Annotated in this window: 15 protein-coding genes and 1 tRNA gene; 4 read left to right on the top strand and 12 right to left on the bottom strand. The window is 68.4% G+C overall.

All coding sequences use genetic code 11. The features are described from left to right. Nucleotides 1-154: 154 nt before the first annotated feature. Nucleotides 155-862, top strand: coding sequence for a hypothetical protein (locus tag DEU38_RS24925; RefSeq protein WP_114724069.1), 708 nt, complete (start codon nt 155-157; stop codon nt 860-862). A gap of 78 nt (nt 863-940) precedes the next feature. After that, nucleotides 941-1,022: transfer RNA gene (locus tag DEU38_RS24920), tRNA-Leu, on the top strand. A gap of 68 nt (nt 1,023-1,090) precedes the next feature. Here the strand turns inward: DEU38_RS24920 and DEU38_RS24915 are convergent. Both DEU38_RS24915 and DEU38_RS24910 read right to left on the bottom strand, forming a co-directional pair. After that, the gene (locus DEU38_RS24915; protein ID WP_114724068.1) at nt 1,091-2,356 is read right to left on the bottom strand and encodes a nucleotide disphospho-sugar-binding domain-containing protein; all 1,266 of its coding nucleotides are present in this window, start codon (nt 2,354-2,356) and stop codon (nt 1,091-1,093) included. After that, the gene (locus tag DEU38_RS24910; RefSeq protein ID WP_181818936.1) at nt 2,353-3,066 is read right to left on the bottom strand and encodes a TetR/AcrR family transcriptional regulator; all 714 of its coding nucleotides are present in this window, start codon (nt 3,064-3,066) and stop codon (nt 2,353-2,355) included. The genes DEU38_RS24915 and DEU38_RS24910 overlap by 4 nt, the downstream gene beginning before the upstream one ends. 565 nt (nt 3,067-3,631) lie before the next feature. On the opposite strand from DEU38_RS24910, the gene DEU38_RS28910 reads away from it, so the two are divergent. Continuing rightward, nucleotides 3,632-4,456: an ester cyclase gene (locus DEU38_RS28910; RefSeq protein WP_258558150.1), complete on the top strand. Its 825-nt coding sequence runs from the start codon at nt 3,632-3,634 to the stop codon at nt 4,454-4,456. A 182-nt stretch (nt 4,457-4,638) separates the two neighbouring features. On the opposite strand, the gene DEU38_RS24895 is transcribed toward DEU38_RS28910, so the two are convergent. From DEU38_RS24895 to DEU38_RS24850, 10 genes are all read right to left on the bottom strand, one after another. Continuing rightward, entirely contained in the window at nt 4,639-5,724 is a 1,086-nt protein-coding gene (locus DEU38_RS24895) for an amidohydrolase family protein (protein WP_114724066.1), read from the bottom strand. A gap of 8 nt (nt 5,725-5,732) precedes the next feature. Beyond that, the gene (ffh, locus tag DEU38_RS24890) at nt 5,733-7,313 is read right to left on the bottom strand and encodes a signal recognition particle protein (protein WP_114724065.1); all 1,581 of its coding nucleotides are present in this window, start codon (nt 7,311-7,313) and stop codon (nt 5,733-5,735) included. Between the two features lie 190 nt (nt 7,314-7,503). Then, nucleotides 7,504-10,041, bottom strand: coding sequence for a [protein-PII] uridylyltransferase (locus tag DEU38_RS24885; RefSeq protein ID WP_114724064.1), 2,538 nt, complete (start codon nt 10,039-10,041; stop codon nt 7,504-7,506). Then, entirely contained in the window at nt 10,031-10,369 is a 339-nt protein-coding gene (locus DEU38_RS24880; protein ID WP_114724063.1) for a P-II family nitrogen regulator, read from the bottom strand. The genes DEU38_RS24885 and DEU38_RS24880 overlap by 11 nt, the downstream gene beginning before the upstream one ends. A 58-nt stretch (nt 10,370-10,427) precedes the next feature. After that, complete coding sequence (locus DEU38_RS24875; RefSeq protein ID WP_114724106.1) at nt 10,428-11,687, bottom strand: ammonium transporter; 1,260 nt, start codon at nt 11,685-11,687, stop codon at nt 10,428-10,430. Between the two features lie 205 nt (nt 11,688-11,892). Then, nucleotides 11,893-13,053 carry a phosphodiester glycosidase family protein gene (locus DEU38_RS24870; RefSeq protein ID WP_181818935.1) on the bottom strand — a complete coding sequence of 387 codons (1,161 nt, stop codon included), beginning with the start codon at nt 13,051-13,053 and terminating at the stop codon, nt 11,893-11,895. A 195-nt stretch (nt 13,054-13,248) separates the two neighbouring features. Next, nucleotides 13,249-14,754: a signal recognition particle-docking protein FtsY gene (gene ftsY / locus DEU38_RS24865; RefSeq protein ID WP_114724061.1), complete on the bottom strand. Its 1,506-nt coding sequence runs from the start codon at nt 14,752-14,754 to the stop codon at nt 13,249-13,251. A 128-nt stretch (nt 14,755-14,882) separates the two neighbouring features. Then, the gene (locus tag DEU38_RS24860; RefSeq protein ID WP_114724105.1) at nt 14,883-15,416 is read right to left on the bottom strand and encodes a glutathione peroxidase; all 534 of its coding nucleotides are present in this window, start codon (nt 15,414-15,416) and stop codon (nt 14,883-14,885) included. 80 nt (nt 15,417-15,496) lie between these two features. Further along, on the bottom strand, nt 15,497-19,102 hold the full coding sequence (smc, locus tag DEU38_RS24855) for a chromosome segregation protein SMC (RefSeq protein WP_114724060.1): 3,606 nt from the start codon (nt 19,100-19,102) through the stop codon (nt 15,497-15,499). A gap of 22 nt (nt 19,103-19,124) precedes the next feature. Then, nucleotides 19,125-19,406 carry an acylphosphatase gene (locus DEU38_RS24850; RefSeq protein ID WP_114724059.1) on the bottom strand — a complete coding sequence of 94 codons (282 nt, stop codon included), beginning with the start codon at nt 19,404-19,406 and terminating at the stop codon, nt 19,125-19,127. A gap of 269 nt (nt 19,407-19,675) precedes the next feature. Here DEU38_RS24850 and DEU38_RS24845 point away from each other — a divergent pair, with 269 nt between their 5' ends. Continuing rightward, nucleotides 19,676-21,025, top strand: coding sequence for a lipase family protein (locus tag DEU38_RS24845; protein ID WP_114724058.1), 1,350 nt, complete (start codon nt 19,676-19,678; stop codon nt 21,023-21,025). Nucleotides 21,026-21,549 lie beyond the last annotated feature (524 nt).

Here is a 21,549-nt window from a genome sequence, read left to right as displayed (position 1 = left end):
GAGGGAACCCTCACGTTGATTGTTATCAATTCGTGACCTCCTTGACGGCGGGCCTCGAACGTGCGGTCGGTTCGAAATCGGGAGTCGCGGTCGCGTCGGAGTCTGTCGGGGTGCCCGGATAGCGTCCGCCGGACAACCGACACCAGGGGGGAACATGGATACACCGGAGGTTCACGGACTCGCCGATGCATTCGTAGATGATGCATTCGTCGATGCACTCGTCGAACACATCGCCGCGACACTGCCGAGCGAGCGGTCGCAGTGGCCGCCGGCCTGGCCGGAGGAGGCCGAGGCCGCCCTGCTCGACGCCGCCTTCTCGGCACGGGCAACGTACGGCACACCGCGCACCGGTGTCCGACGCGTGATCGAGAACTGGCGCTGTCATCGCGGCACGCGACTCGACGACATCAGCGCGCTGGCGGACTTCGCCGACACCCCGGACCGACTCGCCGAGATCCTGGGCAATCGGCAACGCGTTCCGGGCAACTACACCACCAAGGCCGAGGCGACCGCTCTCGCCGCCGCAGGCCTCGTGCACGCCGGCATCGACACCTCCCGGAAACTGGCCGACGGGCGGGGCGCCTGGTCCGTCATCACCGCCATCCCCGGACTCGGCACCACAACATGGGAGACGTTCGTGTTACGCCTCGGGCTCATCGGCCCTCGAACGCTCGAGGCTCTGTGCATGTTCGTCACGGAGGCAACCGGATCGGCGCAACCGGTCACCGAGTCCCATGCCCTGGAGTTGCTGGCCGGCGCCGCGGAGACGGCCGACCTCGATCCGGCAGCGCTGCTGAACGCAGTATGGCGGCACCAGCGAGCACAGGCCGGCAGGCGGGCACCGAAGCCGTTGTCCGCGTAGACGAACAGCCGTACTCCGACCGTCGGCCGGTCCTGACGATGGAGACCGGTCGACGGTGGCGTAGTCTGACAAGCGCTCGCGCGAGTGGCGGAATTGGCAGACGCGCTGGATTTAGGTTCCAGTGTCTCAGGACGTGGGGGTTCAAGTCCCCCCTCGCGCACTCAAATCAAACGACATGACCCCCGACTCGGTTTCATGAATCTCGGGTCGGGTGTCATTGCCTGTTCGTCAGTGGCTCTCATGCATGCCCCTGCGGGCGAGGTCGAGGATCGCTGCAGCACTGTTCACGGCGCCGACTGGCTGCGCCAGCGGCTGCACCGTACGGGCGGCGTGCCGGAGACTCTCGTCGTGCAGCAGGCGCTCCACGATATGGGGCAGTCTTCCGCGACGGATGTCCCGCGGGGTGAACCGGAGGGCGTTGCCGTACCGGGCGCACTCGTCGAGGTTGATTCGCTGTTCCGGCTGCAGGCCGATCCCCGCGAAGGGCGCTCCGGATGCGCAGGCGGTCTGCACGGTGCCCTCGCCACCGTGAATGATCGAGGCGTCGATCATCCCCGCCAGCAGGTGCGCGGGCAGGAAGTCGTACACCTGCACGTTCTCGGGGAGGGCCGCGCAGTCGTCCTCGGTGACGTATCGCCCCGCGCTCGACACGATGTCGATGTCCATCCGGGAGAGCTGTTTCAGCACCTCGAGCACGAGTCGTCGTCCCGCGGACGACCCCATACCGATGTACACGGCGGGTCGCTTCCTTTCCGCAAGAGACGCTACGCGATGCGGAAGCTCGCCAGCGCTCTGAGCGAAGAGGGGGCCGACCGCGATCTCCCGGGCCGCGAGGGGCCGCTGGTCGGCGAACGGAAACAATGACGCGATCAGATTGAGGTCTGCGTCGAGCGCTGCCAGCGTGCGCTCGGGCAGGTGGACGGCATGCTCGGCGGCAACGCGGCGGAAGGAGCCAGGTTTCCACCGGGCCTTGGTAGCGGCCTGGCGCAAGAACCATGCGGCTGCACGGTTCACGTCAGCGGCCGCCGCACCCTGGCCGGCCGTCAGCGGGAACATGGTCATCCGGGTCAGGTGACCATGGCTCATCGCATAGGGACGGACATACACGAGAGGAACCCGCGCCGCCCTCGCCGAGATGAACAGCGTCAGCGTGGTGCCGATCACGATGCAATCGGGCCGCCACCGTTCGATCAACGCGAGTTCACTCGCAACCCGCGTTCGCACCATGGAGTCGGTGAACGGGTGCCGCAGCGCGCGCCCCTGATCCACCGCGATGAGCTGCTCCGCTTCCCGTTCGCTCAGTTCAGGGTCGAGAAGCTCGAGCGCGAACCCTGCCCCCCGGACGTAACCGGCGAAGCGTCGGGAGTATCCCATGAAGAGCACGTCATGCCCGTCGGCCCGTACCTCCTTCGCGACCTCGACCGCACGGGAGGTCTCGCCGAGATTGAACGTTTCCGGCGCGAACAGGACCCGCAGGCGCCGGGTACCGCTCATCCCTCATGCCCTTCCGGGAAGTACGCAGCGACAGATCGAAGCATGAGGTCACGAACGTGACGAGCGCTCGACAGGGATGCTGGTTCCCCGTCGCTTCCAGTCCGAGACAGTCCAGCGAGATGGGGGTACCGCTCGCCGGACAACCGCCGGCCTGCACTCACGGCGGATTCCAGCAGAAAATCAAGATCATCGACAGGATCGCCCGCTGCCTTTCGTCGGCGAGCCTCGAACCGGATGTTCTCGGTTATCAGCAGCACCGTGCTCAAGCGCTCACTCGATGGAAGCAGACTCTCATCGAACAGGCTCAGTGCCCTGTCGATCCACGCGAGATTCTGCGGAGTCACGCCGTTCACGTCCGTCGGCAGTTCGAGTAGCCAAGGGTCGGACGCATAGATACCGAGCAGGGCATCCCACAGTGCCGTAAACCGTTCTCGCCAAGAGCCGTTCAGCTGCGGTGGTTCACCGAGTGCTCGGTCGAGCATGGCGGAAAGTAGATCGTCCCGGTCGCTGACGTGGCGGTACAACGCCATCTTCGCGCACAGTGCGGTTTCGGCCACGCGCGCCATCGTGACCGCCGCCAACCCGTCGGTCCGGGCGAGCGTGATCGAGGCATCGACAATTTCGGTGAGCGACAGCCTCGGCTTCGGACCCGGGCGGAGCACCGAAGGAGTGCCCCAGAGTCGCGAGAGCGCCAAGCCCGGTTCAGTCATGCACCCCTCCGGTAAAGATTGCTCAGACATCCACAATAGCGTCCTATGGACGCAGATAGAGTTCCGGGCCCGAGTGTCACGCGACGACGAGCTCCGCCGAAAGCGACACCCCTTACCGGGTGACAACGGAACGAGACAGCGGCGGAACGAACCGGCAGAACGCGCCTACGCGTCCTCCGGCGCGAGGAGAGTCAGCGCGAGGAGTACCGGCCAGTTCGCATCCTCGCTCGCACACCACACCGGTCGGGCACATCGCGAGTGTCTGTGTTGCAAACATCTGCGGATCCGGGTCCATGAGCACCCCCCTCCCGACTAGCGTCGGTTCTCACCGCCCGTCCCGTGCACGGCGCGGCGGTCCACCGAGGCAGCTCTCCACCACGACGGGAGGCCGGGATGTCCACTCGAACGCTCTCCGACTCGACCTTCACCCACATCATCGATGTGCAGGCAGACAAGGTCGACATCGCCGAATGGCTGTTCACGCTTCCCGAAGCGGAGTTCCAGCAATGTTGCCCCCCCGGACCACGTCACGGTGGGCGTCGGCACCGGGGCGGGTGGTAGGCCGATGTCCATCGGCGTGGAGCAGATCGGCAAGACACTGCTGATCCACCACTACATCGGTGAGGTAGTCGCGCCACACCACTGCCGGATGGTGTCCACGTCCGACGCCGTCACCCCCGACGGACGCACGACCGTCCAGGCCACGTGGGAACTGCGTGCGGAGGCCACCGACGACGGACGCTGCACCATCACCAACCGTCTCATGCTCACGCCGACCGGCGACTACTTCGCGTTCCTCGACGGGCACGGCATCACCTACGAGGACGCCGCCGACACCGCCACCGCCGCGGCGGCCGACCACAACCGACGCGAGACACCGGGCTTCGCGGCAAGCATCGCCCGCCGCGCATCGACGCCGAACGGGCGACACGCGATGGATTCCGTTCCGGCAGCGAAGATTCGGAACGGCGATTCCGCGGCCGGACCCGACGGCGAGGCCGCCAAGGCCGTGGTCCGCCGGAACACCGAGGAGGTGCAGGGCGGCGGCGATTACGCGGTGTTCGACGAACTGTTCGCCGACGACTTCGTCGACCACACCCCGCAGCCCGGTCGATCGCCGGACAAGGACGGCGCCCGCCTGCTGTACCACGCGCTGCGTGCGGCCTTCCCGGACTTCCACGCCGAAATCCATTGGCAGACAGTGGATGGGGACGTGGTGACGACGTACAAGACGTACCACGGCACACACCGAGGCGCGTTCATGGACATCGCGCCGACCGGCCGGGAGGTCGCGTTCGAGACCGTCGACGCGATGCGGGTGCGCGACGGCCGGATCGTCGAGCACTGGGGTGTGGCGAACCTGTACTCACTGATGAAGCAACTCGGCTGAGTCGACGCGACCACCCTCCACCGGAGCAACGTCGCCGACATGGTGTCGCACACCCGGTGCCGTTGCCGCAGGGCCATTCAGTGCTGAGAAGCTCCGCGACACCGGCACAAGGCATGCGACGACCGCTCGTCGGACGTGGGTCCCGCCGACCTCATCGGCCGGCTCCGCCAACAGAATCGGGGTCAGCCCCGCGTCGTGACGACCTGTCCCCCGACCATCACGAGCGACGGCTCCGCGAGAACTTGCGGCCCGGTGCGCGGATCCTGTTCGTACACAATGAGATCAGCCGGGGCGCCCGGCTCGAGTCCGCCACCGCCGAGCCATGTCTGCGCATTCCAGCACGCGGCGCCGAGAGCCTCGGTGGGCGTCATGCCGACCTTGCCGAGCGAGGCGACCTCGTCGGCGATCCGCCCGTGCTTCACGTGTCCTCCGGCGTCGGTGCCCGCGTAGATCGGGATGCCGGCATCGCGGGCGGCGCCGATGGTGTCGTTCACCCGCGCGTGCAGGTCGCGCATGTGCGCGGCGTACACGGGGAATCGCGTCGCGCCGTCGGCGATCTCCGGGAAGTTGTCGATGTTGATCAGCGTCGGCACCAGCGCGGTGCCGCGTTCGGCCATCATCGCGATGGTGGTGTCGGTCAGGCCGGTGCCGTGCTCGATGCAGTCGATCCCGGCGTTGATCAGACCGGGCAGCGCGTCTTCGCCGAACACGTGGGCGGTGACCCGGGCGCCCTCTCGGTGCGCCGCCTCGATCGCTTCGACGAGGATGCCGTCGCTCCACAGCGGTGCCAGGTCACCGACCTCGCGGTCGATCCAGTCGCCCACGAGCTTGACCCAGCCGTCACCGGCGCGAGCCTGCCGCACCACCTCGTCAGGCAACTGGGACTCGTCCTCGAGATCCACCGGCAGCCCGCGGATATACCGCTTCGGGGCGGCGATGTGCCGTCCGGCGCGGATGATCCGCGGCAGCCCCGCGACGTCGTCGAGCGAGCGGGTGTCCACCGGCGATCCGGCGTCGCGGATCAGCAGGACGCCGGCGTCACGCTCGGTGCGGGCCTGTGCCAGCGCACCGTCCAGGTCCTCCGCACCGCCGCCGTACCGGATCCCGACGTGGCAGTGCGCGTCGACGAGACCCGGCAGGATCCAGCCGTCCATGCACAGCGTCCGCGCGCCGGGCACCGGCTCGGCCGAGAACACGCCGTCGCGCACCCACAGGTCGAACGGTTGCTCGTCGGGCAGTCCGGTGCCCCGCAGGTGGAACGAGCTCACGGATGTGCCTACTTCTTGGGGAGCTTGAGCTGCGACAGATCGATGCCCTCGAGTCCCGGCGGCAACTGGTCGAGACCCTTGGGCATGTTCGACAGGTCCGGCATGCCGGCGGGCATGCCACCCATGCCCGGCATTCCGGCGGGGAAGCCGCCCGGGAAACCGCCCCGGATCTTGGGCTGCGTCGGGCCCTTGCCGCCCTTCTTCCCCTTCTTCCCCTTCTTGCCCTTCATCTGCTTTCGCGCACCGGGCATGCCCATGCGTCCGGCCATCGCGGCCATCATCTTGCGGGCCTCGAAGAAGCGCTCGACGAGCTGATTGACGTCGGAGACCTTGACGCCCGAGCCGTTCGCGATCCGCAGTCGACGCGAACCGTTGATGATCTTCGGGTTCTCGCGCTCCTCCGGGGTCATGCCTCGGATGATCGCCTGGATCCGGTCGAGCTGCTTCTCGTCGACGTTGGCGAGCGCGTCCTTCATCTGCCCCGCGCCGGGCAGCATGCCCAGCAGGTTGCCGATGGGGCCCATCTTGCGCACGGCCATCATCTGGTCGAGGAAGTCCTCGAGGGTCAGCTGGCCGGAGCCGATCTTGTGCGCGGTCTCCTCGGCCTGCTGCGCATCGAACACCTGCTCGGCCTGCTCGATGAGGCTGAGCACGTCGCCCATGCCGAGAATGCGGCTGGCCATACGGTCCGGGTGGAAGACGTCGAAGTCTTCGAGCTTCTCGCCGGTCGACGCGAACAGAATCGGCTCGCCGGTGACCTCGCGGACGCTCAGCGCGGCGCCGCCGCGGGCGTCGCCGTCGAGCTTGGTGAGCACGACGCCGGTGAAGCCGACGCCCTCACGGAACGCCTCGGCGGTGCTGACCGCGTCCTGACCGATCATCGAGTCGAGCACGAAGATCGTCTCGTCGGGCTGGACGGCGTCGCGGATCCCGGCGGCCTGCGCCATCAGGTCCGCATCGATGCCGAGACGTCCGGCGGTATCGACGATCACGACGTCGTACTGCTTGTTGCGGGCTTCCTCGACACCGGCCTTGGCGACCTCGACGGGGTCGGCGGCCGAGACACCGAGCGCGTTGTCGCCACCACCGATCGACGTGCCGGGATGCGGCGCGAACACCGCGGCACCCGCGCGCTCACCAACGATCTGCAGCTGGCTGACGGCGCCGGGACGCTGGAGGTCACACGCGACGAGCAGCGGGGTGTGGCCCTGGTCCTTGAGCCACTTCGCGAGCTTGCCGGCGAGGGTGGTCTTACCGGAACCCTGCAGACCGGCCAGCATGATCACCGTCGGCGGCGTCTTCGCGAACTGCAGACGACGCGTCTCGCCGCCCAGGATGCCGACGAGTTCCTCGTTGACGATCTTGACGACCTGCTGCGCCGGGTTGAGCGCACCGGAGACCTCAGCGCCCTTCGCGCGTTCCTTGATCTTGGCGATGAAGGAGCGGACGACGGGCAGCGCGACGTCAGCCTCGAGGAGTGCGAGACGGATCTCGCGGCACGTGGCGTCGATGTCGGCTCCGGAGAGTCGACCCTTGCCACGCAGATCCTTGAGGGCTCCGGTCAACCTGTCGGAAAGGGATTCGAACACCGAGTGCGCTCCTGAGCTCTGAGAGAAGGCCGTGAATATTCTCGCAACCAGGGTAACCGCTCGACGCGGTCGGACCGCGCGGCAACCCTGTACCCGGCACCGATGAACCGGCGAACGGCGCCGCGGGCGGTTCCTGCGACAACGCCCGAGAGCGCAGCGCAGCAACCGCCCGATGTCGACCGCGCCGGGCTCAGGTGGACTCGGAGTCCGGCTCCTTCTCGGGTTCCGGCGCCGGGACGACGGACAGGATCGCACGCTCGAGCCGCTCGCGCCCGGCCCTGGTGTCGGACTCCGACAGCCGGATACAGAACGCGTCCACCACCGACGAGCCCAGCGTGCTCACCCGCGCCCAGCGCACGTCGGCGCCGTTTCGCTCGAGTACCCGTGCCAACCGGCTGAGCAGGCCCAACCGGTCCTCCGCACGCAGTTCCACGATCACCTGACCCGATTCGTCGGCTCCCTCGGTTTCGAACCAGATCACCCGAGGCGGAGCCTGCGCGTACTGCACCGGAACGGCCGCCGCGGTCCGATCCTCGAGCGGCTGCGTCCCGCGCGACTCCAGCTCCCGCGCGTCCAGTTGCTCGAGGACGTCCACCTCCCCCGCCATCGCCCGGATCAGCTCCTGCCGCAGCAGGCCGGCCTGGGGCGGGGCCCCGAACCGCGGCGCGACGACGAACGAGTTGATCGCCGAGGTGCCGTGGCTGCCCAGCGACGCCGACAGCACACGCAGCGAGTTGAGGGCCAGCACGCCCGCCTCGTGGGACAGCAGTCCGGGCGTGTCGGGCGCGACGACGGTGACCACGAACGTGTGCGCGGCAGACCCGGGATGGAGGGACACATGCACCCCGCCGCGGGCCGCCAGGTCGATCAGCGCAGGATCGATCGGATCCGGCACCGGCAGCTTCTCCCCCGCCATCGCGAGGCGGCAGCGCCGCACCAGCTCACCGATCAGGGACGACTTCCAGTCGCCCCACACACCCGGTCCGGTCGCCAGCGAGTCGGCCTCGGCGAGCGCGTGGAGCAACTCGAGCAGCACCGGGTCGCCGCCCAGCTTGTCCACCACCATCTGCACGGTCCCCGGATCGTCCAGGTCCCGGCGGGTAGCCGTCTGCGCCAGCAGCAGATGGTGCCGCACCATCGCGGTCAGCAGCCCGATGTCCGACGGCCACAGCCCCAGCCGGGTCCCGATCTGCGTGGCCAGTTCGGCCCCGACCTCGCTGTGGTCGCCGCCGCGCCCCTTGCCGATGTCGTGCAGCAGCGCGCCGAGCATCAGCAGGTCGGGGCGCGCGACACGGGTGGTGAGCGCGCCCGCCTGCGCGACGGCCTCCACCAGGTGCCGGTCGACGGTCCACGTGTGGACGGCGTCGCGCGGCGGCAGGTCGCGCACCGCGCCCCATTCCGGCAGCAGCCGTCCCCACAGCCCGGTCCGGTCCAGGGCCTCGATCGTCGGGATCGCCCGCGTGCCCGACCCCAACAGCACCAGTAGGTCGCCGAGTGCGCCCTTTGGCCACGGCTCCCGCAGTTCGGGGGCGCTGTCGGAGAGCCGACTCAGCGTCGACGCGGAGATGGGCATCCCGGTCGCCGCCGACGCGGCCGCGACCCGCACCACCAGGCCGGGGTCCCGCTTGGGCCGCGCGTCACGCGCCAGCACCACCTCGCCGGCATGCTCGACGACGCCCTCGTCGATCGGCCGTCGCACGGGAATCCCACGGAGCTTCGAAAGACCGCGCCGCGGAAGCGAATTGCTCGCCGTCCGCAGCCCGACATCCACCGAATAGCTGATGGTTCTGGCGCAGTCGCTGAGCGTGCGGGCCAGATCGAACCGATCGCCGATGCGCAGCGCCGCACCGATCTCGTCGGCGTCCTGCGCCCGCAACTGATCCCGCGAGCGGCCCGCAACCCGGTGCAGTTCGGTGCGCACGTCCAGCAGGCGCCGGTGTGCGAGCGCCAGCCCGCCACCCGGCGCGTCCGGCCCGAGACCGGGCATCCCGTCGGTGAGCTGCGCGATCGACAGTGCGTTGAGCAACTGGACGTCCCGCAGTCCGCCGCGTCCGTTCTTGAGATCCGGCTCGGCGCGGTGCGCGATCTCGCCGCTGCGCGCCCACCGGGTACGCGACTGCTCGACGAGTTCGTCGAAGCGCGAACGAATCCCGGTGCGCCACTGTCGCCGAACGCCACCGATGAGCAGGTGGCTCAGCTCGACGTCGCCGGCGATGTGGCGGGCCTCGAGCATGCCGAGCGTCGCGGTCAGGTCGGCTGTCGCGACCTGCAGGGCCTGCGGGACGGTTCGCACACTGTGATCGAGCTTGATGTGCGCGTCCCACAGCGGATACCACAACTGGTCGGCGACCTGCGAGACCACCGCGGGGTCGACGTCGTCGTGCAGCAGGATGAGGTCCAGGTCGGAGTAGGGCAGCATCTCGCGGCGCCCCAGTCCGCCGACCGCGACGATCGCGAACCCCGAGTCCGGGCGGATGCCCAGTTCGTTTCCTTTTGTGGTGAGCCAGAATTCGTGCAGATCGACCAGGGCGTGGCGCAGCGAGGGGGCGTCGAGACGGTGGTGACGGGAACCGCCCGTCAGCAATTGTTCCCGTGCCCGGGCAAGGTCCCGGGCCTCGTCCGGATGTCCCGACTCCGCACCGCGAGACGCGGACGGCCCCGACCCGGCCGCCGTGGCGGCGACGGGATCAGGGCCGTCGAATCCGGACCCGTGAGGGTCAGAGCGCATCCGAACCTCGTTCCCCGGTTCGCACTCGGACAACCGATTCGACCGGTGTGACCCAGACCTTGCCGTCACCGATCTTGCCGGTGCGGGAGGCCTCGACGATGACCTCGACGACCTTGTCGACCGCGGCGTCGTCGACGACCACCTCGACGCGAACCTTGGGCACGAAGTCGACCGAGTACTCAGCTCCGCGGTAGACCTCCGTATGGCCCTTCTGCCGCCCGTAGCCCTGCACCTCGCTGACCGTCATCCCGAGCACACCGGCCTGTTCGAGGCCGGTCTTGACGTCCTCGAGTGTGAACGGTTTGACAATCGCCGTGATCAGCTTCATCTCTGTATCCCTTCGAAAAGTCTCATGTGCCCGATGTTCACTTTCCTTCAGTATCGCGTCAGGCGAAGTCGTATGCAGTTTCTGCGTGCTCACCCTCGTCGATTCCGCGTGCTTCCTTCTCCTTCGACACCCGCCATCCGAGGGGCTTGAGTGCGAAGGCGATGACCGCGGTGAGAACTGCGGTGAAGGTCAGCGCACAGGCGGCGATCACGATCTGGATCACCAGCTGCTTGTAGTCGCCGCCGTAGAAGAGCCCGGTCTTGGTCGCGAAGAATCCGATCGCGACCGTGCCCCACAGGCCGGAGACCAGGTGGACACCGACGACGTCGAGCGAGTCGTCGTAGCCGAACTTGTACTTCAGGCCCACCGCGAGGGCGGACAGGATGCCGGCGATGGCGCCGAGCACGAGCGAACCGACCGGGCTCAGAGAACCTGCCGCCGGCGTGATCGCGACCAGACCGGCCACGGCGCCCGATGCCGCACCCAGGCTCGTCGCCTTGCCGTCGCGGATCCGCTCGGTGGCGAGCCAGCCGAGGATCGCGGCCGCGGTGGCCGAGGTGGTGTTGACCCAGGCGAGACCGGCAGCACCGTCGGCGGCGAAGGCCGAACCGGCGTTGAATCCGAACCACCCGAACCACAGCAGCGCGGCGCCGAGCATCACGAGCGGCAGGTTGTGCGGACGGAACGCGGTCTTGCCGAAGCCGATCCGCTTGCCGACGATGACCGCGAGCACGAATGCGGCCATGCCGGCGTTGATGTGGACCACGGTGCCGCCGGCGAAGTCGATCGGTGCGACCTGCGCGACCAGACCGCCCTCACCGTCGTCCATGGTTCCGAAGATCTTGGCGGCCAGTCCGTTCTCGGAGCCGGAGAGCAGCCCGCCGCCCCACACCATGTGTGCCAGCGGGAAGTAGACCACCGTCACCCAGCACGCGGAGAACGCCATCCACGTGCCGAACTTGACGCGCTCGGCCAGTGCGCCGCTGATGAGCGCGGTGGTGATGATCGCGAACGTCACCTGGAACGCGATATCGATGACATTCGGGTAACCCCATGCGCCGGCGATGAAGTTGCCGTCGGCGTCGGTGATGCTGTCCTTGAGGCCGAAGAACTCGAACGGGTTCGCGAAGACCCCGCCGATGTCCTCGGTCCCGTAGGACATCGACCAGCCCCACAGCACGTAGATGACGCCGATCACGGCCATGGACCCGAACGACATCATCATCATGTTCAGGACCGATTTGGACCGCGACATCCCGCCGTAGAAGAACGCGACGCCGGGTGTCATCAACAGCACCAGCGACGCGGCCATCAGCATCCATGCGGCGTTACCGGAGCTCGCCAACACTTCCTCGGGACTCACTAGAACCTCCCTCTCGCGCGCCGGGCAGCACGTCGTCATGGAGAAGAGTGGTCACGCGGTGTTTCCGGCAGGGCTCTCGGCTGTTTCGCGTAGGTGAACGCATGGCCAGACTATGTTGCGGGCACGTTTCATCAGGGAGTTTTCGCGAGGATCCTGCCCGTTACGAGCCCAACTGCTCGCGCATATCGACGCCCAACCACCCCGGAACCGGACGCTTCGGACCCGGCGAACAGTACGCATCCGGGGCCTCCGGACAGGAGCCGAGCGGGGCGATTCCGGCATTGATTCCCTGTCCTGCCCAAGGGATTCCCGCCGCCTTGTTCACCACGAGGGCGGACGATCCACCGCCGTCGAGCCCCACGGCCAGGTCGGCGCCGAGCGCCCGGTACAGATCCTGCACGTTCCCGAGGGTGAAACCGTCCGGCTCGTTCGATCCGCCTTGCAGGATGTACAACTGGTCGCGAGCAGTGTTGTAGCCGATGGCGGTTCGGGCCGCGCGTCGGATCGGGTTGTCGACGAACTGGAACTCCCCGGCCGGCCCACGCAGCTTGATGCCCGCGAACGCCGTGAACTCGCGCCCGCCTAACTCCAACTGGTCGACCCGCCGTCTGGTCTCCTCGTTGCTGAACGGGCCTTCGGCGTCGTGCAGCTCGAACGACACCGGCATCGGCAGTCCCGCGACGTTGTCGTCGACGACGAAGAACGTCGACAGCGGCGACCACACCTGCCCGGCACCGTCGCTCAGGCCCTCGGACCCGACGAAGTACCGGTCCCAGAACTTCGAGAAATCCAGGCTCCGCGTCGCCAGGTGAGTGTCGTAGTACGTCCCGAGCGGCGACGAGCACCCGCTGCGTGCCCAACTCGTGCCTTCGGACTGCGGGCGCACATCGAAGAAGTTGGTGTTGATCGCAATTGCGGGCTGCCCCATGCGGTTCCACGCATCGACGGGCGGGTACAGCTCCGACGTCTGCTGGATCCCACCGGCGACCGCGGTGGGCGTCGCCTCACATCGCAACGAGTCACCGGCCTTGCGATCCACGAGCAACTCCGACGTGAGCGGTGACCGCGAGGCCCCCGGGATCACGATCAGCCGGCTGTCGGTGCCCATGTCGTAGACGCTGCCGTCCGCACGCTGCATCGGCAGCCGGAAGTCGGGGCCGAACTGGTAGACGACGGGGCTGCCCCCGGCTGCCGCGACGGCGCCGTCGAGCCGCGCCCGGGCATCGGTGAACGGGTCGGCCGACGCGGGGGCGGTGCCCACGAATCCGGCCAGGAGAACGGCCCCTGCCGCGGCGGTCAGAAAGGTCCGGACGGTTCGCACTACGCGCCTCCCCCAGCGTGAACTCGTGACCGAGCAACGCGGATGCGCTCGACTCCCCCGACACGTCACGAACAACGGGCCCCAGTAGATCGCTCTACCGAGGCCCGTTGTCCGAGTGCATGTCATCCGTTACGTCGTCGTGACCCCCGTCCGGACAACGCGGACGGAAGGGATCGGCGCACCGGACGAAACCGGCTATCCGAGAAGTGCGTCGACGAACGCCCCCGGCTCGAACGGCGCCAGATCGTCGGCACCCTCGCCGAGGCCGACGAGCTTGACCGGAACGCCCAGCTCGTGCTGGACCTGGAACACGATGCCACCCTTCGCGGTGCCGTCCAGCTTGGTCAGCACGACGCCGGTGATGTCGACGACCTCCGCGAAGACCCGGGCCTGCATCAGGCCGTTCTGCCCGACGGTGGCGTCGAGGACCAGCAGGACGTCGTCGACGGCCGCCTTCTTCTCGACCACACGCTTGACCTTGCCGAGCTCGTCCATGAGGCCTGTCTTGGTGTGCAGGCGGCCGGCGGTGTCGATCAGGACGACGTCGACGCCGTCCTCGATGCCCTTGGCAACCGAGTCGAACGCGATCGCGGCCGGGTCGCCGCCCTCCTTGCCGCGCACCACCTCGGCGCCGACCCGCTCGGCCCACGTCTGCAGCTGATCCGCTGCCGCGGCACGGAACGTGTCGGCGGCACCGAGCAGGACACGGCGGCCGTCGGCGACCAGCACGCGGGCGAGCTTGCCGGTCGTGGTGGTCTTGCCGGTGCCGTTGACACCGACCACGAGCAGCACCGCGGGATGATCACCGTGCGGCAAGGCATGGATGGAGCGATCCATCTCGGGGCGCAGTTCCTCGACGAGCACCTCGCGCAGGAGCGCGCGGGCATCGGCCTCGCTGCGCACGCCGCGGGCCGCCATCTGCTCACGCAGACGTTCCACGACCTTGGTCGTCGTTGCGGTGCCGAGGTCCGCGATCAGCAGGGTGTCCTCGACCTCCTCCCACGAATCCTCGTCGAGGTCACCACCACCGAGCAGGCCGAGCAGGCTCTTGCCGACCGCGTTCTGCGACCGCGACAGACGACCGCGCAAGCGGTCCAGACGGCCCTCGGTGGGTTCGATCTCCTCGATCGCCGGCGCGGGGGCGGCCTCGACAACAGGTTCGGGCTCGACGACCGGCTCTGGCTCCGCGACCGGCGCGACAGCCGGCTTCTCCTCGACAGCCGGCTTCTCCTCGACAATCGGCTCGGGCTCCGCGACCGGCGCGACGACCGGCTTCTCCTCGACGACCGGCTCCGCCGCGGGGGCGGGCTCGGGCTCGACGACGGGTTCCGGCTCCGCGACGGGCTCGGGGGCGGGCGGCGGCGTGGGCTCCGGGGCAGGTGCGGGCGCGGCCGGCGGGACGGGGGGCGCCGTCGGAGGAACGGGCGGCGCGGCCGGCGGCACCGGGGGTGCTGCCGGCGGCGTCTTCGGCGCGGCCGGGGGCACCTTCGGCGGCGCGGTGGCCGTCGGCCCCTGGCTGAAGTTGAATCCGCCACCGGCTTGATACCCGCCCGAACGGTCCTTCGGCTGCTCCGTCAGCTCCGGCTTTTCGGGCGCGGTCAGGCTGATGCGGCGACGTCGGGCCATGGTGAGGCCGACGACGAGCGCAACGACAAGGACGGCCAGTACGGCCGCTATTGCTATCCAGGCTCCGGTAGTCACCCCAACATCCTGTCAGGCTGCTCGCGGCTGTGACGTGTCCGGGCAAGAGAGGCGACGCGGGGCGGCGATCCGCACGTGACACCCGAGGATCCGATCCCCGGGTGTCACGTGCCGCCGCGGCGCGCCTTCTACAGCAGTCCGGCGATCTCCTCGGCGATCTGTTCGGGGGTGACAGTCGGCTCGAAGCGGCGAACGACCTCGCCGTCGCGGTCGACGAGGAACTTCGTGAAGTTCCACTTCACCTCGTCGGTGCCGATCGCCTCGGGACGGGTCTTGCTGACGTGCTCGTAGAGGAATCCGTGGTCCGGTCCGAAGTCGCCCGGGGCGGCGGCGCGCAGGTACGTGAACAGCGGGTGCGCGTCGTCGCCGTTGACCTCGAGCTTGGCGTACACCGGGAAGGTGACGTTGTAGTTGACGCTGCAGAACTGCTGGATCTCGGCGTCGTCGCCGGGTTCCTGGTCCCCGAACTGATTGCACGGGAACCCGACGACCTGAAGCCCGCGATCCTTGTTCGCCCCGTAGAGCGCCTCGAGCCCCTCGTACTGCGGGGTCAGTCCGCACTTGCTGGCCACGTTGACGATCAGCAGCAACCGGCCCTTGTAGGTACTCAGATCCTCGGTTGTTCCGTCCGCGGTCTTCACCGGGAAATCGTGGGCGTTCATCGGTTCTCCCATTCGTCTACTCATCGAGTGTTATCGAGTGCGGACACGCGGTCGCGTGCACGTGGATGAAGGTTCCGGCGTCACCCGGCGACCAGGTCCTGACCGCGCAGCCTCTGCGAGATCACGGTGGTGATGCCGTCGCCGCGCATGCTCACGCCGTACAGCGCGTCGGCCACCTCCATCGTCGGCTTCTGGTGCGTGATGACGATCAGCTGCGACTTCTCCCGCAACTGCTCGAACAGACCGATCAGTCGACGCAGGTTGGTGTCGTCGAGTGCGGCCTCCACCTCGTCCATGACGTAGAACGGCGACGGCCGGGCCCGGAAGATCGCGACGAGCATCGCGACCGCGGTGAGCGACTTCTCGCCACCGGACAGCAGCGACAGCCGCTTGACCTTCTTGCCGGGTGGCCGGGCCTCGACCTCGATGCCGGTGGTGAGCATGTCTGACGGGTCGGTGAGCACCAGGCGGCCCTCGCCGCCGGGGAACAGCTTCGCGAACACCTCGACGAACTCGCGCTCGACGTCGGCGTAGGCCTCGGTGAACAGCCCGAGGATGCGGGTGTCGACATCGGCGACGACGCCGAGGAGATCCTTGCGCGCGTTCTTCACGTCCTCGAGCTGGGTGGACAGGAAGTTGTAGCGCTCCTCGAGCGCCGCGAACTCCTCCAGCGCCAGCGGGTTGACCTTGCCGAGCGTCGCGAGGTCCTTCTCGGCCCGCTTCGCGCGACGTTCCTGCGTCGCGCGGTCGTACGGTATCGGCGCGGGCCTGGTGACCTGTTCCCCGCGCTCGCGGGCCTGCTCGTACTCGACGATCTCGAGCTCGGTGGGCGGCAGTGGGACGTCGGGCCCGTACTCGGCGATCAGGTCGTCGAGTGCGATGGCGTACTGCTCGAGGATCGTCTGCTCGAGCTGTTCGATCCGCAGCGCGGCCTGCGCGCGGGCCACCTCGTCGCGGTGGACCGCGTCGGTGAGCGACGCCATCTGCGCGGTGAGCTGCCGGACCTGTTCCCGGACGGCCTCGACCTGTTCGGTGTGAGCGGCGCGCAGGCGGGCGAGTTCGTCCCGATGGGCGGCGGCCGCTGCGACCACCCGTTCGAGTCGTCCCGCGATCCGTCCACCGGCGTCGGCCACGGCGGCCGCGACAGCGGCCGCGGTCTGCCGGGCCTGCAACGCCCGTTCCGCGCGGGCTCGGGCCTCACGCTCGACCTGGGCCGCCCGGCGGAGCGAATCTGCCTTGCCGCGAACGGATTCCGCACGTTCCTCGGCGGTGCGGACCGCGAGTCGTGCCTCCACCTCGACCGCGCGCACCTCGGTCAGAGCCGCGGCGGCTGCTTCACGCTCGAGGGTGGTGGCGTCGGGACCGTCGGCATCGGCCGGATCCCCACCCGACTGCTCCTCCTCGGCCCGCCGCAACCGTCCCTCGAGTTCCGCGAGCGACGCCAGGGTCTCGTCCCGGCCGGTCTCCGCCTTCAGCCGCTGCGCGACGAGCCGCTCGGATTCGGCGTGCGCGGCCCGGACAACCTGCCCCAGCCTCCCCAACTGCTCGTAGACCGCGGACAGCGCGGCGTCGGACTCGTGCAGCGCGGCCAGGGCCTGCTCGGTGACCTCGGCCCGATCGGCCTGTTCGGCGACCGCGCCGGCGAGCGCCGCCGTCAACTCCTCGGCACGCCGCTCGGCGGCCTCGAGGCCGGCGACGGAGGTGTCGATCGCGGCCTGCACCTCGAGCGTGCTGGGCCGACGGTCCGAGCCGCCGGTGATCCAGCCGGCCCCGACGAGGTCGCCGTCGCGGGTCACCACACGCACCGACGGCATCGCCCGCACCAGTTCGGTGGCGTCGTCGAGCGAGTCGACAACCGCGACGCCCGCGAGGAGCGCCGTGATCCCGGAGCGCACCGACTCGGGACACTCGACGACGTCCGCAACCCACTTCGCCGTCCCAGTCAGCGTGGGACGTGTTGTACTACCGCGGTTTTCGATCGTGAAAATGATTGCGGCCCGTCCGCCGTCCGCGGCCTTGAGCTCCTGCACCGCACTCGCGGCGGCAGCGGCGGACTCCGCGACGATCGCGTCGGCCGCGGGGCCCATGACGGCGGCGACGGCCGCCTCGAAACCCGCGTCGACGCGGATCAACTCGGCCACCACACCCGTCAGGCCCAGGTCAGCGTGATGCTCGAGCAGCCACGCACCACCGTCCTGGCGTTCGAGACCCATCGACAGGGCGTCGATCCGAGCCTTCAGCGACGCCACTTCCTGACCCGCGGCACGCTCGGCCGCCTGCAGTTCGGTGACCCGGTCGGTCACGAGAGTCAGTGCCGCGACGGCACGTTCGTGGTGGCCGTCCAGACCCACCTCGCCGGCGTCGAGGTCGTCGACCGTGGCCTCGACGGCGTCGAACTCGGTCTGCGCCGCGTCCCCGCGCTGTCGGGCCTCGTCGATCGCGACGTCGAGGCGGGCGACCTCAGCGTCCACGGATTCTGCCCGGGTCCGCAATGTGTCGACCTGCCCCGACAGCCGGGCCAGTCCTTCACGTCGGTCCGCGATCGCCCGCACCGCCGCGAGGTGGGCGCGCTCGGCGTCGGCAGCGGCCTCCTCACGTTCGGCGAGTTGCTCGCGGGCCGCCTCCAGGGTGGCGCGCGCGATCTCGACCGCCGCGACGAGTTCGGCCTCCTCCTGCGCGATCCGCTCGGCGCGGGCCTCCATCTCGTCCGGATCCTGTCCGCGACCGGCGTCCGGCTCGGCGTCGAGATGACGCGCCCGCTCCTGCGCGATCCGGATCGTGGCACTCACCCGTTCGGCCAGCGCCGACAGCTGGAACCATGTCTGGCCCGCGGCCTCGGCCTGCGGTGTCAGGCGGGCGAGGGCCTGCTCGTGCCCACCGAGTTCGGCGGTGGCCGCCTCGAGCGCGGCCTGCACCGCTTCCTGCTGCTGCCGGGCGAGCTTCTCGTCGTGCGTCTGGCTGGCGAGTTCGGTGCGCCGCGTGACGAGGTCGTCGGCGGCCAGTCTCAGGCGCGCGTCGCGCAGGTCCGCCTGCACGCTCTGCGCTCGCCGGGCCACCTCGGCCTGCCGGCCGAGCGGCTTGAGCTGTCGACGCAACTCCGCGGTGAGGTCAGTGAGCCGCGCGAGGTTGGCCTGCATCGCATCGAGCTTGCGGACGGCCTTTTCCTTGCGCTTGCGGTGCTTGAGGACACCCGCGGCCTCCTCGATGAACGCCCGCCGGTCCTCCGGACGGGATTCGAGGATCGCGGACAACCGCCCCTGACCGACGATGACGTGCATCTCGCGGCCGATGCCGGAGTCACTGAGCAGTTCCTGCACGTCCATCAGCCGACACGAGTTGCCGTTGATCTCGTACTCGCCGGCGCCATCGCGGAACATGCGCCGCGTGATGGATACCTCGGAGTACTCGATCGGCAGCGCGCCGTCGGAGTTGTCGATCGTCAGCGTCACCTCGGCGCGACCCAGCGGCGCGCGGCCGGCGGTACCGGCGAAGATGACGTCCTGCATCTTGCCGCCGCGCAGCGCCTTCGCGCCCTGCTCGCCCATCACCCAGGTGAGAGCGTCGACCACGTTGGACTTGCCCGAACCATTGGGGCCGACGACGCACGTGATGCCGGGCTCGAACCGCAGAGTCGTGGCAGACGCGAAGGATTTGAAGCCCTTCAACGTCAGACTCTTCAGGTGCATGACGGTGGACTCTACCGGCGGATCAGCGCTCGACGAACCCGGAAAGGCCCCCGCGTGCCGCGCCGAAGTGCTCGACGACGAGCGTCACACTGCCCGGCGTCTGCCCCGACCGCAGCAGCGCCAGGAGCCGCTCGAGCGCATCGCGCGGCCCCTCGGCGATCACGAGCACCCGGCCGTCGACGTGATTGGTCGCATGGCCGGACAGACCCAGTTCGAGGGCGCGCGCCCGGGTCCACCACCGGAATCCGACACCCTGGACATATCCGTGGACCCAGGCGGTGAGGCGTTCGGTGTCGGGACTCATGACGGCAATTATCCGACGGGCGCCGTGAGCCTGCGGACGTGCGGGCCATCGGCTCGGCCGCGCCCCATCCCGAGAACCCCCATGCCGGCCACCGGTCCGCAGTGCCCGTCGTCTGCAATGCCGGATCAGTCCTACCGGACCCGCGGAGCGTTGCGATGCGAAGTGATCACAGTGGTCGATTCACGCCACGCTACTGATCAGCAAATATATCGTGGTCGTCATGTCGCGGCCACATGGTCAGACGTGGCCCATTCCAGTGGGGGTTGAGCATGTCGCCAAGGGGCCTGTCACGCACCGCCGTAGCGCTACTCGCTGTTGCACTGACGTGTGCTGCGGCGCCGGCCGCCCTCGCAGAACCAACGGGCGACCCCTTCTACCGATATGACGGCACCGCACCATTGGCGTCCTACGAGCCTGGTGCGGTTCTCAAGACACGCAGCGTGCCGTACCACGTGGTCAACGTCCCGACACCGGTGCAGGCAGTGCAGGTGCTCTACCGATCGACCGACGCCCTCGGGCAGCCGTCCGCAAATGTGACCTCGATCCTGCGACCGGAGAATGCCCAGCCGAACAGAGTCGTTTCCTACCAGTCCTTCTACGACTCGCTGAACCCTGAGGACGGCCCGTCGAGAGCAATCGCCGGCGACATCACGATCGGTGGTGTGACCCCCAGCGGGCGCAACCCCAACATCGGCGGCACACTCCCCTCCGTCGAAACGGCCGTGTTCGGCCCACTGTTCGCGGCGGGCTACACGATCGTCGTCGCCGATACCGAGGGTCCGGATGCGCACTTCGCTGCCGGACCCGAGTACGGCATGATGACCCTCGATTCCCTACGCGCCGCCCGCAACGTTCCCGAAACCGGAATCACCGACGACGCCAAGATCGGCCTGATGGGGTATTCCGGTGGTGCGATCGCCACCAACTGGGCATCGATCCTCGCGCCCGAATATGCACCGGATATCAACGACGATCTGATCGGTGCCGCCCAGGGCGGCGTGCTCGTCAATCCGGTCAACAATCTCCGATACGCCAGCGGAAGCATCGGATGGGGCGGTGTTGTCGGAATGGGCGTGGTCGGTGTGGCCCGTTCGTACGACATCGACTTCAGCCCGTATCTCAGCGACCGGGGACGTGAGGTCATGGCTCGACTGGACGACGCGTCGATCAGCAATGTGATCGGGCAATATCCCGGCCTGACCTGGCAGGATCTCGTCAAACCGGAGTACGCGGATCCCAACTCGATTCCCGAGTACGTCGATGCCGTCAACCGGATCAACATGGGTACCGCGCCGATACCCACGATCCCGATGTTCATCGCTCAGGCAGCCAACGGAACCCTCGAGGGCACCCAACCGGGTGGCCCCGGTATCGGAGCGGGTGACGGCATCATGGTCACGGGAGATGTCCGTAGCCTCGCCATCAGATACTGCGACGCCGGACTGCCTGTTCAGTACGACCAGTACGACACCATCAGCCATTCCCCCGGCGGCGCGCTCTGGCTACCGGGCGCCCTCGTCTGGATCAACGACCGATTCGACGGTAAGCCCGCCCCGTCCAACTGCGCGAGCATCGCACCCGGGAATTCCCTTGCGCCACAAGAACACGCCAACCCCTGACCTGTCGCATCACATCCGCAGAACAGCGGGGTCGCACTCGACGTCGTCAGAGACCTCCGATACGCCGACCACCAACCCGAGCAGCCTCCGTCAGATATCGAATGCGATGACGTCCGGCCGCCGGTCGGCCACTACACGAGCATCGACTCGGAGGACGACTCGAAGGCCGGCCCAGCGAATTCGAACTTGGGACCGAACAGGTCGTTCAGCGGTCTTCAGGATGAGGGTGTTCGGTGCTCGGAATCTCGGTGACACGCCACCCTGCGAAGAATCGACGGGCGTTCACGAGATAGTTCCTCAGATGCCGGAAGAGCGCCGATACCTCCCAAAACTGCATGTTCATACCCAATGGCCTCATACCGAGAGTGCAGTCATATCAGTCCGCTTCCGGTAACGCAGCCGCCTTGCGAACCGGGTAGGGACACCCCCCACTAGTAGGACTTTGTTAGGTTGGAAACCTGTGGTGACACAGTGGGCAGGTGCCGATCCAGATGGCGAGTGCGCGTTGGATGTCGCGGACGATG

The sequence above is a fragment of the Rhodococcus sp. AG1013 genome (assembly GCF_003350365.1).
In the GTDB taxonomy this organism is placed as follows: Bacteria; Actinomycetota; Actinomycetes; order Mycobacteriales; family Mycobacteriaceae; genus Prescottella.
The sequence above is the reverse complement of the archived record's forward strand: the minus strand, read 5'-3'. Positions and strand labels throughout refer to the sequence as shown.